The sequence below is a fragment of the Psychromonas sp. CNPT3 genome (assembly GCF_000153405.2).
In the GTDB taxonomy this organism is placed as follows: domain Bacteria; phylum Pseudomonadota; class Gammaproteobacteria; order Enterobacterales; family Psychromonadaceae; genus Psychromonas.
Window position 1 is genome coordinate 560,526 of sequence record NC_020802.1, and the last position, 15,900, is coordinate 576,425.

Annotated in this window: 8 protein-coding genes, 1 tRNA gene and 3 rRNA genes; 6 read left to right on the forward strand and 6 right to left on the reverse strand. The window is 40.6% G+C overall.

Annotation, left to right across the window (positions count from 1 at the left end; all coding sequences use genetic code 11):
* Positions 1 to 299: 299 nt before the first annotated feature.
* The 6 genes from PCNPT3_RS02520 to PCNPT3_RS02545 all read left to right on the forward strand — a co-directional run bounded on the left by PCNPT3_RS02520 (position 300) and on the right by PCNPT3_RS02545 (position 8,432).
* Positions 300 to 1,844 (forward strand): 16S ribosomal RNA (locus tag PCNPT3_RS02520).
* Positions 1,845 to 1,913: 69 nt separating this feature from the next.
* Positions 1,914 to 1,989, forward strand: a tRNA-Glu gene (locus tag PCNPT3_RS02525).
* A gap of 467 nt (positions 1,990 to 2,456) precedes the next feature.
* Positions 2,457 to 5,348, forward strand: a 23S ribosomal RNA gene (locus PCNPT3_RS02530).
* A gap of 218 nt (positions 5,349 to 5,566) precedes the next feature.
* Positions 5,567 to 5,682 (forward strand): 5S ribosomal RNA (rrf, locus tag PCNPT3_RS02535).
* Together the 16S, 23S and 5S rRNA genes with 1 tRNA gene alongside form the textbook arrangement of a ribosomal RNA operon.
* A 650-nt stretch (positions 5,683 to 6,332) precedes the next feature.
* The gene (glpD, locus tag PCNPT3_RS02540) at positions 6,333 to 7,832 is read left to right on the forward strand and encodes a glycerol-3-phosphate dehydrogenase (protein ID WP_015464302.1); all 1,500 of its coding nucleotides are present in this window, start codon (positions 6,333 to 6,335) and stop codon (positions 7,830 to 7,832) included.
* 147 nt (positions 7,833 to 7,979) lie between these two features.
* On the forward strand, positions 7,980 to 8,432 hold the full coding sequence (locus tag PCNPT3_RS02545; RefSeq protein ID WP_015464303.1) for a GNAT family N-acetyltransferase: 453 nt from the start codon (positions 7,980 to 7,982) through the stop codon (positions 8,430 to 8,432).
* Between the two features lie 290 nt (positions 8,433 to 8,722).
* On the opposite strand, the gene PCNPT3_RS02550 is transcribed toward PCNPT3_RS02545, so the two are convergent.
* From PCNPT3_RS02550 to arcA, 6 genes are all read right to left on the reverse strand, one after another.
* The gene (locus tag PCNPT3_RS02550; RefSeq protein ID WP_015464304.1) at positions 8,723 to 9,811 is read right to left on the reverse strand and encodes a methyl-accepting chemotaxis protein; all 1,089 of its coding nucleotides are present in this window, start codon (positions 9,809 to 9,811) and stop codon (positions 8,723 to 8,725) included.
* A 787-nt stretch (positions 9,812 to 10,598) separates the two neighbouring features.
* A complete protein-coding gene (gene pyrI, locus PCNPT3_RS02555; RefSeq protein ID WP_015464305.1) occupies positions 10,599 to 11,063 on the reverse strand; it encodes an aspartate carbamoyltransferase regulatory subunit in 465 nt (154 codons plus the stop codon).
* 10 nt (positions 11,064 to 11,073) lie between these two features.
* Entirely contained in the window at positions 11,074 to 12,006 is a 933-nt protein-coding gene (pyrB, locus tag PCNPT3_RS02560) for an aspartate carbamoyltransferase (protein ID WP_015464306.1), read from the reverse strand.
* Positions 12,007 to 12,529: 523 nt separating this feature from the next.
* The gene (gene argF, locus PCNPT3_RS02565) at positions 12,530 to 13,534 is read right to left on the reverse strand and encodes an ornithine carbamoyltransferase (protein ID WP_015464307.1); all 1,005 of its coding nucleotides are present in this window, start codon (positions 13,532 to 13,534) and stop codon (positions 12,530 to 12,532) included.
* An 87-nt stretch (positions 13,535 to 13,621) separates the two neighbouring features.
* Positions 13,622 to 14,533: a carbamate kinase gene (gene arcC / locus PCNPT3_RS02570; RefSeq protein WP_015464308.1), complete on the reverse strand. Its 912-nt coding sequence runs from the start codon at positions 14,531 to 14,533 to the stop codon at positions 13,622 to 13,624.
* A 64-nt stretch (positions 14,534 to 14,597) separates the two neighbouring features.
* Complete coding sequence (gene arcA, locus PCNPT3_RS02575; protein ID WP_015464309.1) at positions 14,598 to 15,818, reverse strand: arginine deiminase; 1,221 nt, start codon at positions 15,816 to 15,818, stop codon at positions 14,598 to 14,600.
* Positions 15,819 to 15,900: the final 82 nt, after the last annotated feature.

Genomic DNA, 15,900 nt, shown 5'->3' on the forward strand with positions numbered 1-15,900 from the left:
ATTAAAACGTTGACAAATCTCACTGGTGACGTATTATACGCACCTGCCGAAAGGCACGCTCTTTAACAATTTAATCAAACAATCTGTGTGGGCACTAGATGATGATTTCAAAAAAGTCCTTATGGTGATTTTGCTTTGCAACTTCATTAAGAGGACAAAAAGAATCAATATCAGTGACACACGAATTAATTCATTAATTCAGAATAACAACAAGTACTTTTCACTAGTTGATTAGTTACTTAGTTTTAGTCAGTAATATTGAGTTGCATTGTTGGTAACAACATTGCAAATTAAACTTTAAATTGAAGAGTTTGATCATGGCTCAGATTGAACGCTGGCGGCAGGCTTAACACATGCAAGTCGAACGGTAACAGAGAGTAGCTTGCTACTTTGCTGACGAGTGGCGGACGGGTGAGTAATGCTTGGGAATATGCCTTAACGTGGGGGACAACAGTTGGAAACGACTGCTAATACCGCATAATGTCTACGGACCAAAGCAGGGGACCTTCGGGCCTTGCGCGTTTAGAGTAGCCCAAGTGGGATTAGCTAGTTGGTAAGGTAATGGCTTACCAAGGCGACGATCCCTAGCTGGTCTTAGAGGATGACCAGCCACACTGGAACTGAGACACGGTCCAGACTCCTACGGGAGGCAGCAGTGGGGAATATTGCACAATGGAGGAAACTCTGATGCAGCCATGCCGCGTGTGTGAAGAAGGCTTTCGGGTTGTAAAGCACTTTCAGCGAGGAGGAAAGGGTAGTAGTTAATAACTGCTATCTGTGACGTTACTCGCAGAAGAAGCACCGGCTAACTCCGTGCCAGCAGCCGCGGTAATACGGAGGGTGCGAGCGTTAATCGGAATTACTGGGCGTAAAGCGCGCGTAGGTGGTTAATTAAGTCAGATGTGAAAGCCCAGGGCTCAACCTTGGAACTGCATTTGAAACTGGTTGACTAGAGTTTTGTAGAGGGTGGTAGAATTTCAGGTGTAGCGGTGAAATGCGTAGAGATCTGAAGGAATACCAGTGGCGAAGGCGGCCACCTGGACAAAGACTGACACTGAGGCGCGAAGGCGTGGGGAGCAAACGGGATTAGATACCCCGGTAGTCCACGCAGTAAACGATGTCTATTAGAAGTTTGTGGCTATATGCCGTGGGTTTCAAAGCTAACGCATTAAATAGACCGCCTGGGGAGTACGGCCGCAAGGTTAAAACTCAAATGAATTGACGGGGGCCCGCACAAGCGGTGGAGCATGTGGTTTAATTCGATGCAACGCGAAGAACCTTACCATCCCTTGACATCCAGAGAATCACCTAGAGATAGATGAGTGCCTTCGGGAACTCTGAGACAGGTGCTGCATGGCTGTCGTCAGCTCGTGTTGTGAAATGTTGGGTTAAGTCCCGCAACGAGCGCAACCCTTATCCTTACTTGCCAGCGGGTCATGCCGGGAACTTTAGGGAGACTGCCGGTGATAAACCGGAGGAAGGTGGGGACGACGTCAAGTCATCATGGCCCTTACGGGATGGGCTACACACGTGCTACAATGGCAGATACAAAGGGTTGCTAACCTGCGAGGGTATGCGAATCTCATAAAGTCTGTCGTAGTCCGGATCGGAGTCTGCAACTCGACTCCGTGAAGTTGGAATCGCTAGTAATCGTGGATCAGAATGCCACGGTGAATACGTTCCCGGGCCTTGTACACACCGCCCGTCACACCATGGGAGTGGGCTGCACCAGAAGTCATTAGCTTAACCTTTCGGGGATGGCGATGACCACGGTGTGGTTCATGACTGGGGTGAAGTCGTAACAAGGTAGCCCTAGGGGAACCTGGGGCTGGATCACCTCCTTATACGAAAGAAACACGTTTAGTGTCCACACAGATTGTTTGATTAGAATGATAAAGCGCACAAAGTTCTTGGTCCCCATCGTCTAGAGGCCTAGGACACCGCCCTTTCACGGCGGTAACAGGGGTTCAAATCCCCTTGGGGATACCAAAATCTAGGCATTAAAAAACCAGAGAATCACTTGATAACTGTTTAATTTGAAATAATTATCAAGTGTTTTTTTAACACTGCTCTTTAACAATTAGGAAAGCTGATAAAGTTCTTACTTAACGTATTAGCATAATAAACCATCCACTGGATGCTTTATTACATATGCATATTACGTTAAGTATAAACGAAATTGTTCTCAGTAATTAATGTTTACATTAATTGCTGTAATCAAGCAAAAATAAAAACAGCTGTAATTCACGTAAGTGAAGTGCAGTTTGTACGTATCTACTCAGTTATTTATAACTGATAGGTGCACGAAAAACGAATGTGTTTTTCATAGTAAAATATGAGGATCGCAAGCGTCTTGGAAACGACATATAACATCTAAATTTTATAATCTTATGTGTTTTTTGAATATTATTAATATTCATAAAAATGCTTAAAGACAGTATCTTTAGGTATTGTATGGTTAAGTGAATAAGCGTGCACGGTGGATGCCTAGGCAATTAGAGGCGATGAAGGACGTGGTAATCTGCGATAAGTCCAGGGGAGTTGATAACAAGCGTTATATCCTGGAATTTCCGAATGGGGCAACCCGGCACTTAGTGTCATCGTTAAGTGAATACATAGCTTAACGAAGCGAACGAGGGGAACTGAAACATCTAAGTACCCTTAGGAAAAGAAATCAACCGAGATTCCGATAGTAGCGGCGAGCGAAATTGGAACAGCCCTTAAGCTGTTTAGAAGTTAGTAGAATGCTCTGGAAAGTGCAACGATACAGGGTGATAGTCCCGTATATGACAACTTCTTTATAGTGAAAACGAGTAGGTCGGGACACGAGAAATCCTGACTGAATATGGGGGGACCATCCTCCAAGGCTAAATACTCCTAATTGACCGATAGTGAACCAGTACCGTGAGGGAAAGGCGAAAAGAACCCCTGTGAGGGGAGTGAAATAGAACCTGAAACCGTGTACGTACAAGCAGTAGGAGCCGACTTAGTTCGGTGACTGCGTACCTTTTGTATAATGGGTCAACGACTTAATTTCAGTAGCAAGGTTAACCGTTTAGGGGAGCCGTAGGGAAACCGAGTCTTAACTGGGCGAATAGTTGCTGGGATTAGACCCGAAACTTGGTGATCTAGCCATGAGCAGGTTGAAGGTTGAGTAACATCAACTGGAGGACCGAACCCACTAATGTTGAAAAATTAGGGGATGACTTGTGGCTGGGGGTGAAAGGCCAATCAAACCAAGAGATAGCTGGTTCTCCTCGAAAGCTATTTAGGTAGCGCCTCATGTATCACTGTTGGGGGTAGAGCACTGTTTAGGCTAGGGGGTCATCCCGACTTACCAACCCTATGCAAACTCCGAATACCAACAAGTGCAATCATGGGAGACACACGGCGGGTGCTAACGTCCGTCGTGGAAAGGGAAACAACCCAGACCGCCAGCTAAGGTCCCAAAGTATATGTTAAGTGGGAAACGATGTGGAAAGGCTTAGACAGCTAGGAAGTTGGCTTAGAAGCAGCCATCTTTTAAAGAAAGCGTAATAGCTCACTAGTCGAGTCGGTCTGCGCGGAAGATTTAACGGGGCTAAACATATCACCGAAGCTGCGGATGCATAATTTATTATGCATGGTAGAGGAGCGTTCTGTAAGCCGTCGAAGGGAAAGGTGTAAACCATCCTGGAGGTATCAGAAGTGCGAATGTTGACATGAGTAACGATAAGGGGGGTGAAAAACCCCCCCGCCGGAAGACCAAGGGTTCCTGTCCAACGTTAATCGGGGCAGGGTGAGTCGACCCCTAAGGCGAGGCCGAAAGGCGTAGTCGATGGGAAACGGGTTAATATTCCCGTACCCTTTATTATTGCGATGGGAGGACGGAGAAGGCTAGGTGGGCCTGGCGATGGTTGTCCAGGTTCAAGTATGTAGGCGGGAGACTTAGGTAAATCCGGGTTTCTACTAACGCTGAGATACGATGTCGAGTCACTACGGTGATGAAGTCATTGATGCCATGCTTCCAGGAAAAGTCTCTAAGCTTCAGATAATAAAGGATCGTACCCCAAACCGACACAGGTGGTCAGGTAGAGAATACCAAGGCGCTTGAGAGAACTCGGGTGAAGGAACTAGGCAAAATGGTACCGTAACTTCGGGAGAAGGTACGCCTACGACGGTGAAGTCCCTTGCGGATGGAGCTGTTGTAGGCCGAAGATACCAGATGGCTGCAACTGTTTATTAAAAACACAGCACTCTGCTAAATCGTAAGATGACGTATAGGGTGTGACGCCTGCCCGGTGCTGGAAGGTTAATTGATGGGGTTAGCGCTTGCGCGAAGCTCTTGATCGAAGCCCCAGTAAACGGCGGCCGTAACTATAACGGTCCTAAGGTAGCGAAATTCCTTGTCGGGTAAGTTCCGACCTGCACGAATGGCGTAATGATGGCCATGCTGTCTCCACCCGAGACTCAGTGAAGTTGAAATCGCAGTGAAGATGCTGTGTACCCGCGGCTAGACGGAAAGACCCCGTGAACCTTTACTACAGCTTAGCAGTGAACTTAGAGCCTACATGTGTAGGATAGGTGGGAGGCAATGAAACCAGGTCGCTAGATTTGGTGGAGTCAACCTTGAAATACCACCCTTGTATGTTTTGAGTTCTAACCATGGCCCCTGAATCGGGGTTTGGGACACTGTTTGGTGGGTAGTTTGACTGGGGCGGTCTCCTCCTAAAGAGTAACGGAGGAGTACGAAGGTTGGCTAATCACGGTCGGACATCGTGAGGTTAGTACAATGGTATAAGCCAGCTTAACTGCGAGACAGACACGTCGAGCAGGTACGAAAGTAGGTCATAGTGATCCGGTGGTTCTGAATGGAAGGGCCATCGCTCAACGGATAAAAGGTACTCCGGGGATAACAGGCTGATACCGCCCAAGAGTTCATATCGACGGCGGTGTTTGGCACCTCGATGTCGGCTCATCACATCCTGGGGCTGAAGTCGGTCCCAAGGGTATGGCTGTTCGCCATTTAAAGTGGTACGCGAGCTGGGTTTAGAACGTCGTGAGACAGTTCGGTCCCTATCTGCCGTGGGCGTTTGAGAATTGAGAGGAGCTGCTCCTAGTACGAGAGGACCGGAGTGGACGAACCGCTGGTGTTCGGGTTGTCATGCCAATGGCATTGCCCGGTAGCTACGTTCGGAATCGATAACCGCTGAAAGCATCTAAGCGGGAAGCGAGCCTCGAGATGAGTTCTCACTGGAGCTTTAAGCTCCCTAAAGGGCCGTTGGAGACTACAACGTTGATAGGCAAGGTGTGTAAGTACAGTAATGTATTGAGCTAACTTGTACTAATTACCCGTGAGGCTTAACCATACAATACCCAAAAGTATTGAGCTTAATAAAAGATTCGAGTATTGAGAAGATTATTAATCTTCTTTTGCGAGAGTGAAGATATTAAGACTTAGATTTGAAGTATTGTATTGAGTAACCAAGAGATGATTGTAATCAATCAAATACGTTTGCGAAGACATATTTTACGAAACAAATTGCAAGATTAGACACAATCCAGCTTTTCTAATTAAGATTTTTAGCTTGGCGATAATAGCGCTGTGGCACCACCTGATCCCATGCCGAACTCAGAAGTGAAACGCAGTTGCGCCGATGGTAGTGTGGGGTCTCCCCATGTGAGAGTAGGTCATCGCCAAGCGCCTAATTAACGATAAACCCCAGTCCTTCTACGAAGGGCTGGGGTTTTTTCGTTAAAGGCTTGGCAATGACCTACTCGAACATGGAACATAAATAGCCTGCCGAAGGCAGATACATATTGTGTGATAGTAGGGCGAGTTTGCCGACAGGCAAGTATACGAGCGGGTGAGCTCTGCGAATCCCGACCGTCGCCAAGCGCCTCTCTTAATAAATTCCAACGATAAACCCCAGTCCTTCTTTGATGTGCTGGGGTTTTTTCGTTATTAGCTTGGCTAGATGACCACTCTCACATGGGAAATAAACAGCGCGGCGTAGGCAGAAGCATATTATGTGATTTTAGGGGCGAGTTTGCCGGCAAGCAAGTGTTTGATCGGATGAGATCGTTGGATCCTGTCCATCGCCCAAGTACCTATTTTTAGAAAAGAAAGAATAACCCAGTCGATTTTGTCGACTGGGTTTTTTATTGCCTATGACTTACTATCAGATAGGAAATAAGCAACGCTAAGTGGGGCGAGTTTGTCTGCATTGCACATTAAATAAATCCGTTAAAATATAGATGGAGATTAGATCAAGTGACAACAAGTGACTACCCTTAGATATCATCAGTAAATAACAAATGTTAGCTTCTATATTGGTGCTAATAGGATAATTATGCAAAGAGAAAAAGAAGATGAACTTCTAGATATCATTATCGTCGGAGGTGGTATCAACGGAGCCGGTATCGCTGCAGATGCCTCGGGCCGAGGATTAAAAGTCGCCTTATTTGAAGCGAAAGATTTTGCATCTGCAACATCATCCGCGAGTTCTAAATTATTACACGGCGGATTACGCTATTTAGAGCATTATGATTTCCGGTTAGTATCAGAAGCATTAGCCGAGCGAGAAATCATATTACGCAAAGCACCTCATATTGTAAAAGGCATGCGTTTTCGTCTTCCTCATCGTCCTTTTTTACGACCTGCTTGGATGATACGTATGGGTCTTTTCTTATATGATCATCTGGGAAAACGCAGTATTTTAGGATCCTCTCATCAAGTTGATTTAGCGGTATCTGGTTTGTTCAAAAAAGACATTAATATAGGTTTTGAATATTCTGATTGCTGGGTGGATGATGCTCGTTTAGTAATTTTAAATGTAATCGATGCAAAGGAGCGTGGTGCAGAAGTGCATAATTATTGCCGAGTGGTTAACGCAGAAGATCGAGAGGGGATCTGGCATGTCAGTATAGTGGATGAAACATCAGGGCGACATTTTATTCGCAAAAGTAAAGTATTGGTTAATGCAACAGGGCCTTGGGTAAAACAATTTTTTGATGAACATTTAAAAACAACTTCTCCTCGTAATATTCGCCTAGTAAAAGGTTCTCATATTGTTGTACCTAAAATACATAATGAAGAGTATGCCTATATTTTACAGAATAGAGATGAACGCATCGTTTTTGTGATCCCTTATCTGCACGATTTCTCCATGATAGGAACAACAGATGTGAGCTATGAAGGTGATCCTCGAGAGGTAGAAGTATCTGTAGATGAAATTAATTATTTAATCAATGTGGTAAATGATCATTTTGTTAAGCAGATAAATAAGAGTGATATAGTTTGGTCTTATAGTGGCGTTCGCCCTTTATGTGATAATGGAACGAATTCCCCCCAAACAATAACGCGTGATTATACGCTGACGTTACAACAAAACATGAATAAAGCCCCTTTACTTTCGATTTTTGGCGGTAAATTAACAACTTACCGGAGGTTAGCTGAATCAGCTATGTTACATCTAGCTTCTTTTTTTCCGTCTGCAGGGGGACCGTGGACTGAGTATGAAGCGTTACCTGGAGGGGATTTTAGTTGCTCAAAAGAACAATTATGTAAAAATATTAGATCTGATTTTCCATGGTTAAATATATCTACGGCAAAACGTTATATTGATCAATACGGTACGTTAGCATGGAAAATATTTAAAGATGTACATGAGGAAGAAGACATGGGAATGTTTTTTGCTACTGGCGTTTATGCACGAGAAATAGACTATCTAATTGAATATGAGTTTGTAAAAAAGTTAGACGATATGTTATGGCGTAGGACAAAATTAGGCATTTATTTAAGCGATGATCAGAAACTTGCGATCGCGTCATATATGAAATTAAAGATATGAAAATAAGCGATGAGCATCGAGAGAATTTATCAGGCAACTAATATTATTTCATTTAAGGCGTCACTTTAGATATTAAATATAATGCCAAACACTATTTTCGTTGGTATATTTAAACGTATCAATATTACTCACTATAGGTTATAGCTGATGATCACATGGCACGTTTTATCGTTTAATGAACTATCAACAGAGCAACTTTATGCGCTTATGCAATTAAGAGTGAATGTATTTGTAGTTGAGCAGGCCTGCGCCTATGCAGAGCTTGATGGTAAAGATACTATGAAAGGTGTTTATCATTTATTCGCAATAGAAAATAATGAAATTATTGCCTGTGCAAGATTACTTCCCGCTGGGATCTCTTTTAAAAATGTGAGTATAGGCCGTGTCGCCATTACTAAAAGTGAACGAGGAAAAGGAATTGGGCATCAACTGATAGAGCAAGCGTTGAAACAATGTGAAAGACTTTGGCCTGGTGAAAGTATTGATATTGGCGCACAAGAATATTTAGAAACATTCTATCGAAGCTATGGATTTCAATGCATCTCATCAGTGTATTTAGAAGATGATATCGCACATATTGATATGCGTTTAGCTAAATAATGAGATACGCTAAAGGACACGTTTTGTAATAAAGGGTATGAAATTTAATAAAACTCTTTTCTTTGGTGGTTAGATACTTACTTTATTTTTTTTGGGGGGGGGGGGGGACTGCGCGGGTCTTTCACTAATTTTATAACAAATTAGGCTCGTTTAATTATATAAATACAGTAGAAATCGCATTCAATCTCAAAAAATCAAAGGAGATTTAACGAACTAAACGTTAAGCCTCCTTAAATTTAAAGTATTACTACGCTCACATATCAGTTTAGGATATATGTTGCTCTAGAATTTTAGTGATGCTCTGCTATTTCATCAAGATACTGCATGACTATTTTACTTGCATCTTCCATCGCGCGTAAATGTACAATCGCTTTTTCTTTATCGCCACTTAAAATTAAAACCAAAGCTTCAACTCCATTCCTATGAACCTCTTTATGTGGTTCATCAAGTCTTCTAAAGGCAGATAGCTCACTGTGACTTTCAGATCCCGTACTTTGATACCATTTACCCAGTCGGCACATCGTATGACTCGAGAAGTCATCAATTGATTTGGTACTTAGGCCTGAGGCGACAGCATAGATATCGCCTTTCCATACAATGTGATCTAATTTTACTGTTTGAATAAAAGTACGTAAGGAAGCATGGGTGATCGTATTCTTCATTGAAGAGCAACACGTAATAATGGAAGCGTAATGTTCATTTAGTTTTTCTACCCCGCCGGATAATTGACTATTACTATTTTGGATGTCACTGACAGAATCTACTGTCTCTGAGGTCGATTTAATGATCCCATTAACTAATTCTGCAACTTCATTTGCTGATGTATTGGTATTATTAGCAAGAGAGCGCACTTCATCTGCAACCACACTAAATCCTCTGCCAGCTTCCCCTGCACGAGCAGCCTCTATGGCCGCATTTAATGCAAGTAAATTTGTTTGGTCAGAAATTTTTGATATAGTTGAAACGAAAGAATTAATACTGCCAGCCATCTGTGACAAACCTGATATGTTCTCTGTCATTCCTCCCATTTTGTGGGTGAGATCGTGCATTTCAGAAACCATATGCTTTAAAGATGTACTGGATATATCAAGTAAGCCATTAATTTGGTTACTTGCTTGGCTCTCAGATTCAATGGCTTGATATGAAGAAAGTACCGTTTCTCTAACATCTTCAATACGACTAATACACTCAACAGCGCACTTAAGGAGCATATGTTCAAATTTAACATCGGGATCATTAAATGGATCCGCTAAGCGATCAGATAGCTCTTGATTTTTAAGCTCTAAATTACGATTTCTAAGCTTTAGATCATTCACTTCTTGTTGTAAACCACCATGTTGTTCAAACAGCAAACCATACTTTGATTGTAAAACAAACATTGAATCCCTCTACAAATAATTGACTTTATGTATGTATGGTAGACATAATAAAGACAATTGGCGCGGTAAATGTTACAAATATAATTTTTTTGTGAATAAAGTGTCGAGTTAATGCCGTTTTTCTACAGAATCATTGATATTTAATAAAAAAATGAAAATTTGATTAAGTCGAGAAAGTCACAACAATACAGATTAAAGGCTACGTAAAGTGAGCATTTAAAATAGGAGCAGGGGAAAAATATCTAATATATAGAGGAGAGGGAAGTTACTGTTACTTGTTTACTGAGCGAGGGGATCTTCACCACTCAATAGAATTCTATGAAAATTACTTTTATGCATTCAGGTGTCTGTTTATAAAAAAGGCCATTGTTCTTTCCGCTACAAATTGTAGGTCTGAATTTTGTTGTGTATTAGATGCTAACCCATCATCCCAAGCTACAGGTGAGACTGCTACATAAGTGCCCGCGTGAAAATCATCTCCATGGCCATCACAATATCGAGATTTTGATCTGGTCGATTAAAAGCATCGTTTATGGGACCATGAATGATCATAAAATAAAGAAATTTAAATACGGGCTTCTTTGTTATACATCGGTAGTGAAATCAATATAGAGAGAAGAATTATCGGGGAGTAACAAAAACGAGTGAGCATTTAGTGTCTGTTGTAATGTTGTATTTTTTTATGAAGCTGTTGTTTTGTATATTACGAGTGAGTGTGATGTTTTATATTTAGATTGAAGTGAAATTAATAATTTTTAAGAGCTTATTAATTTCACTTCAAATAATACTAGTTACATTCTGCCATAATCTCTCGAGAGAATACTTTCTCACAATATTTACAACGTAAGAATAAAACGTCATCTTTACTAAGTACATTAAAACTGGTTTCAACGGGTTCGTTATGTGTAATACAGTTGCTATTAGGGCAACTAAAAACAGCATTTACTTTTTCGGGTAAAGTCAGTTGGAATTTCTCAGATACTTCGTAATCTTTAATTTGGTTAATCGTTGCATTTTGCGTATACAGCGCTAATAAATTGGCTTGATCTTTGGTGATAAAAACATTCTCTATTTTAATAATGTCTTTATGGCCAATGGCAGAAGATGGTAAATTAAGGCCTATAGTCACGCTGTGATGGGTTTTATCGATTTGAAATAATTTTAATATTTTGATCCCCAGTGTTGCAGGAATATGATCGATAACCGTACCATTTTTAATCGCTTCAACTTGTAATTTTGTTTTCTTGATCATGATCTATATCCTAATTTAATTTTTCATTAAGAACGAGTGCAAGTAACGCTTCTCGTGCGTAAACACCATTTTCTGCTTGTTGAAAATAGTAAGCATGCTTAGTTTTATCGACATCAATGGTAATTTCATCAACGCGTGGTAGAGGGTGCAATACCTTCATGTTTTCACGTGCGTTTTGGAGCATGTCAGCTTTTAAGATGAAAGCAGATTTAATATGCGCATATTCAGATTCATCAAAGCGTTCTTTTTGTACGCGGGTCATGTACAAAATATCGAGTTCAGCAACGACTTCTTCTATTGTGTTATGAATACTATATTCAATGTTTGCATCATCTAATTCTTGATAAATATGTGCTGGCATCGCTAATATTTCAGGGGAGATAAAGAAAAACTTTATATTCTTAAATTTTGCTAACGCTTGCGTTAAAGAGTGTACTGTTCTGCCATATTTTAAGTCACCCACAAAGGCAACATTTAAGTTGTCGAGTCGTCCTTGTGTTTCAAAGATACTAAAAAGATCTAAAATGGTTTGTGTTGGATGTTGATTTGACCCATCACCACCATTGATAACAGGCGTGTTATTAGAGAATTCAGAGGCTAAGCGAGCCGCCCCTTCTTGTGGGTGGCGCATCACAAATGCGTCGACATAAGAGGCGATGACCTGTACTGAATCTGCAAGTGTTTCGCCTTTCTTCGCAAGCGATGTATTACCTGCATTATCAAAACCAATCACTGTGCCACCTAAGCGCTGTATTGCTGTTTCAAAGGATAAGCGAGTACGTGTAGAGGGCTCAAAGAAACAACTAGCAATGACTTTATTTTTTAGCAACGTTGGATCAGGCGTACGCTTTAACTTCTCCGCTGTCTCGACAATAAGCTCTAGCTCTTCTCTACTGAGTTCTGGAATTGAAATAATGTGTTTTTGATATAACGTATTGCTCATTTTTATTTCCTCTTTACGTATTTTCGATTTATCAACAGGCAAAAAAAAAGCCTTCTGCAATAGAAGACTTTTTAAATATGAATAAGGTACAACTGGATTTTTTTAAATACATGATCGTGATTTATATAGCGCATTTTATAAGCGTTCCAGTCATTAAATTGAGCGGATTATATACTCGTTATTAGAATAAATCCAATGTTTAAATTTATATATTAGAGGTGCCCCAATAAATGTATCTGTCGCACGTGACTTTATTTAATTCCGATAATTAAATTACCACGCAAACACTTCAAAGAAACAAGGCGATTTCTATTTTGTTTAACTATAACAATGTATTACTGATTATTTGTTTTGTTTTTTGTTCTTTTTAATGGAAAAGTTGAATTTTAATTATTGGAGTGGAATATTTTTTATGTGGGATATTGATATATATCTGTTAGCTGGGATGCTTAAAGGGTAATAATGCAGGCAAAAAAAAGCACCAACATAAAGATGTTGATGCTCAAAGTTAATTTACTCGTGGTTATGCACCAAGAGTCGCAACCATAACTGCTTTGATTGTATGCATGCGGTTTTCTGCTTCATCAAAAACGATAGAATGTGCAGATTCAAATACTTCTTCTGTTACTTCTAAGCCTTTCATGTTGTATTTTTCTGAGATTTCAGCACCAACAGTCGTTTCATCATTGTGGAACGCAGGAAGACAATGCATGAATTTAACTTTAGGATTACCTGTTGCTTTGATCATATCCATGTTGATTTGGTATGGTGTCATTAATTTAACACGTTCATCCCAAGCGTCTTTAGACTCGCCCATAGATACCCAAACGTCAGTGTATAAGAAATCACAACCTTCAACACCGGCTTTGATGTCATCAGTTAGTGTGATTTTTGCGCCAGTTACAGCCGCAATTTCACGACAAGTTGCTACTAATTCTGAATCAGGAGCAAATTCTTTTGGAGAAACAAGACGAATGTCCATACCCATTTTAGCAGCACCAACCATCAAAGAGTTACCCATGTTGTTTTGTGCATCGCCTAAGTATGCGAAAGAAATTTCATTTAAGTTTTTGCCTTCAGCATGCTCTTGCATCGTTAAGAAATCAGCTAAGATTTGTGTAGGGTGGAACTCAGTTGTTAGACCATTCCATACAGGAACGCCCGCATGTGCGCCTAGCTCTTCTACGATCTCTTGACCAAAACCACGGTACTCAATACCATCATACATGCGGCCAAGTACGCGCGCAGTATCTTTCATTGATTCTTTATGACCAATTTGAGATCCTGTTGGGCCTAAATATGTAACATTTGCACCTTGATCATAAGCTGCAACTTCAAATGCACAACGTGTACGAGTTGAACCTTTTTCAAAGATTAACGCAATGTTTTTACCTGTTAGGGTTTTTTGCTCATAACCATTATATTTGGCTTTTTTAAGGTTAGCAGCAAGCTCTAACATATGTTGAATCTCACGCGGAGTGAAATCTAATAGTTTTAAAAAGTTACGATTACGAAGATTAAAAGCCATGATATTATCCTTTATATATATAGTTTGGTCAGTGTCTTTAGTTATAAATTGCTGACCAATGTTATGATTATTATTTTTAATTAGTACTTATTCAGCAACAATGTTTGTGCCGGCTTCGCCTTTAAGAATACGTAGACCTGCGTCTAAAGTACCAATACCTACAAATGAGCCACCTTTTTTGATGAATTCACAAGAAGCTTGAACTTTAGGACCCATAGAGCCTGCGTCAAAAGTATATTTATCTAATTCAGCTGGCGTTGTTTTGCGCAATGCAACTTGAGTTGGTTTTCCCCAATCAAGATAAACAGCGTCAGTATCCGTTAGGATCAATAGTGCATCTGCATTTAGCTGTTTTGCTAAGAAGGCTGCAGACATATCTTTATCGATAACAGCTTCAATACCCACTAATTTACCATCTACTTTCGTTACTGGAATGCCACCGCCGCCAGTACAAATTACTAAATGGTTTTGTTTAATTAATGTAGTGATCGCATCATCTTCAATAATACCAATAGGTAATGGACTTGGCACAACGCGACGGAAATGTTTACCATCTGGTTTGATTGTCCAGTTGTGTTTTTCAGCAAGTTCAGTTGCTTCTTCTTCAGTGTAAACAGGACCAATTGGTTTTGTTGGATCTTGGAAAGCGGGATCGTTTTCGTCAACACGCATTTGTGTTAGTAAACAAGAAACGTCCATTTCAGGTAGTAAATTCTTAAGTTCTTGCATTAAGATATAACCGATCATACCTTGTGTTTCAGAGCCTAATACATCTAAAGGGTAAGGTTTAACCGCTTTATATTCTAAGCCTTGTAATGCAAGTAATCCGACTTGAGGGCCGTTACCATGAACTAATACTACATTATACTCTTTAGCAATTTCTGCAATTGATTTAGCAGCAGTTGCGATATTAGCGCGTTGAATATCCGCTTCTAAAGGCTCGCCTCTACGCAGTAGAGCATTTCCACCTAATGCAACAACAACGGTTTTTTTTGTCATAATCTTATTCTCTTTATTGAACATTGCACTTAACGATAAGTTAAATGCAATGTATTGTTATTACTTAGATACCATCACGTTCGATTGGGCAACTCATGCAACGTGCGCCACCGCGACCACGACCAAGTTCATCACCTGGAATTGGTAATACAGTGATACCGGCTTTGTCGTATTTTTCATTAGTAAATACGTTACGTTCGTAACCAATGACAACACCAGGCTTAACTGTTAATACGTTGTTTGCATCATTCCATTGCTCACGCTCAGCTTCGTAGCTATCACCACCAGTAGTGATAAGATTTAATTTGCCAACACCTAGTGCTTTTTCGATAGTGTTAACAAAGTAACCTTCTTTCGCCATAGTGATTGCACCAGACTCATCACCCGTTAGGCTCCAGCATTGGATATCTTTACGGATAACTTCTGGGTATACAGAGAACGTATCTTCTTGAAGATGCGTCATTACTGTATCAAGATGCATACATGAACGATGCTTAGGTAGTTGCATAGCAATAACTTGTTTTGCTTGACCTGTTCTAAATAGTTCTGAAGCTAGATGTTCAACACCTTGTGGCGTTGTACGCTCAGACATACCAATTAATACAGAGCCTTTACCAATAATCAGTACATCACCACCTTCGATGGTTGATAGATCATATTGACGATCTTCTTCACCATAGTATTTGATGTAATCACCACCAGTAAAGCTTGGGTGCCAGCGGTAAATCGCACGCAAATGGTTAGTTTCTCTTTGACGAGCCACTTTTGCCATAGGGTTGATTGAAACACCACCATAGATCCAGCATGATGTATCACGTGTGAACAAATGGTTTGGTAATGGTGTAATAATAAAATCATTTGCTTGATGCAAATCTTGCATCATAGAATCTGATTTTACTGGGCACTGACCGTAGCTTAAGCCACCGATTAAGATTGAAGCAAGTTCCATATTTGGAAGCTCTTCTAAGAACCCACGTACGTCACGTGCAAAGTTCATACCGAAACGGTACTCAGAAATTTGTACGCTTAATAGCCATTCTTTTGCTTCTTTAATCGCTAAAGTTTCAGCTAAAGTGTCACGTAAGAATAAAACTTCAACACCTTGATCACGCATTGTTTGCGTAAATACATCATGCTCTTCACCTGCACGTTTAACAGATAATACATCATCAAATAATAAATCTTGGCAATTTGAAGGTGTTAAATGTGTCAAACTACGCTCAGGTCTATGTACTAAAACGCGATGTAATTGACCGATTTCTGAACCTACATATAACTTACTCATACTTCCATTCCTTTCTATAAAATGTTAATTGAATATGGTTAATAAAAAATTACTTATCGTTTGTTTTAACTCTTCGTTCCAT

Excerpts from the sequence above, each read along its gene's own strand:
- glpD (WP_015464302.1), top strand. The coding sequence starts at position 6,333 with ATGCAAAGAGAAAAAGAAGATGAACTTCTAGATATCATTATCGTCGGA.
- PCNPT3_RS02545 (WP_015464303.1), top strand. The coding sequence starts at position 7,980 with ATGATCACATGGCACGTTTTATCGTTTAATGAACTATCAACAGAGCAA.
- PCNPT3_RS02550 (WP_015464304.1), bottom strand. The coding sequence starts at position 9,811 with ATGTTTGTTTTACAATCAAAGTATGGTTTGCTGTTTGAACAACATGGT.
- pyrI (WP_015464305.1), bottom strand. The coding sequence starts at position 11,063 with ATGATCAAGAAAACAAAATTACAAGTTGAAGCGATTAAAAATGGTACG.
- pyrB (WP_015464306.1), bottom strand. The coding sequence starts at position 12,006 with ATGAGCAATACGTTATATCAAAAACACATTATTTCAATTCCAGAACTC.
- argF (WP_015464307.1), bottom strand. The coding sequence starts at position 13,534 with ATGGCTTTTAATCTTCGTAATCGTAACTTTTTAAAACTATTAGATTTC.
- arcC (WP_015464308.1), bottom strand. The coding sequence starts at position 14,533 with ATGACAAAAAAAACCGTTGTTGTTGCATTAGGTGGAAATGCTCTACTG.
- arcA (WP_015464309.1), bottom strand. The coding sequence starts at position 15,818 with ATGAGTAAGTTATATGTAGGTTCAGAAATCGGTCAATTACATCGCGTT.